Consider the following 1,215-nt stretch of genomic DNA (forward strand, 5'->3'; position numbering starts at 1 on the left):
TCATGAACAAAGTAGCTATCGCCGCCATCGACCTGGGTAAAAACTCCTTTCATCTTCACGCCCAAGATGAACGAGGTCATGAGCTTTACCGCAAAAAATTCACTCGCGTAGCACTTGTCCAACATTTGGCCAATCTCGAGCCCTGCACGGTTGTGATGGAGGCCTGTGGCGGCGCTCACTTCATGGCGCAGCAGGCTGCAAAGTTTGGACACACGGCAAAGCTGATTGCGCCGCACCTTGTGCGCCCTTATGTCAAAAGCAACAAAAACGACTTCGCCGATGCCGAGGCGATTTGCGAGGCGGCAACCCGTCCATCGATGCGTTTTGTTCCTGCCAAAACACAGGCTCAACAGGCGCTGGCCATGCTCAATTCAACGCGTGATTCGTTCATCAAAGACCGTACCGCGACCGTCAATCGGATTCACGCTGCACTTCTGGAAGTCGGGATCAGCTTGGCCCCGGGGTTCAAGTCGATCAACGAACTCACGGCGCTGCTTGAGGCGAGTTCACTTCCCGACCCGATCAAAAAGCTGCTGATACGGATGCATGACCACTTTGATTACTTGCACGAACAGATCAAATCCTTGGACAAAGAACTGGAATGCCAAGCCGCTGAAGATGATCTGGCTGCTCGTTTGATGACAATTCCGTGCGTCGGCCCGATCACCTCCAGCGCCTTGGCTGCCGAGTTGGGTGATGGCAAGCAGTTCAAATGTGGCCGAGGCTATTCAGCCTCGATCGGCCTGGTCCCCAAACAGCATTCAACGGGCGGGAAAACTGTACTTTTAGGTATCAGCAAACGTGGAGACAGAAACCAGAGACGGCTGCTGATCCAGTGCGCCCGGGTTTACTTGATGCATCTGGATCGACAGAAAGGCGTGCTGGCGGAGTGGGTCCGCCATTTGATAGCGACCCACCATCACTCCAACCACGTGGTCTGCGCGCTAGCCAACAAGTTGGCGAGGATCGCTTGGGCAATTGCGGCACACCACACTGTATTCGATGCGGGGCCAAGCGCGATGAACGCCTGACCCCGCTGTCACCCGAGCACCAACCCACCTGGTTTTGCGATGCTGGATAACTGATGACGTGAACGGCCAACCGGCCTGACGACAACCCTGGGCTCCCACACGGCTGAAAGGCCGTTTCACTAATCAGGATCGTTGGGCATCGATTCTCATCGAGGCGCGGGGTAGCAGCCCCACTCAGACGCCG

1 protein-coding gene is annotated in these 1,215 nt (G+C 56.0%); it reads left to right on the forward strand.

Going from position 1 to position 1,215, the window contains the following annotated elements; translation table 11 throughout:
* The first annotated feature begins 2 nt into the window (after positions 1-2).
* Positions 3-1,031 (forward strand): IS110 family transposase, encoded by a 1,029-nt coding sequence (locus tag CKW24_RS27650; RefSeq protein WP_095172055.1) that lies wholly within the window; start codon positions 3-5, stop codon positions 1,029-1,031.
* The last annotated feature ends 184 nt before the right edge of the window (positions 1,032-1,215 follow it).

Source organism: Pseudomonas sp. Irchel 3H3 (assembly GCF_900187635.1).
GTDB lineage: Bacteria > Pseudomonadota > Gammaproteobacteria > Pseudomonadales > Pseudomonadaceae > Aquipseudomonas.

Coding starts and splice junctions, on each gene's coding strand:
- CKW24_RS27650 (WP_095172055.1), top strand. CDS start 3: ATGAACAAAGTAGCTATCGCCGCCATCGACCTGGGTAAAAACTCCTTT.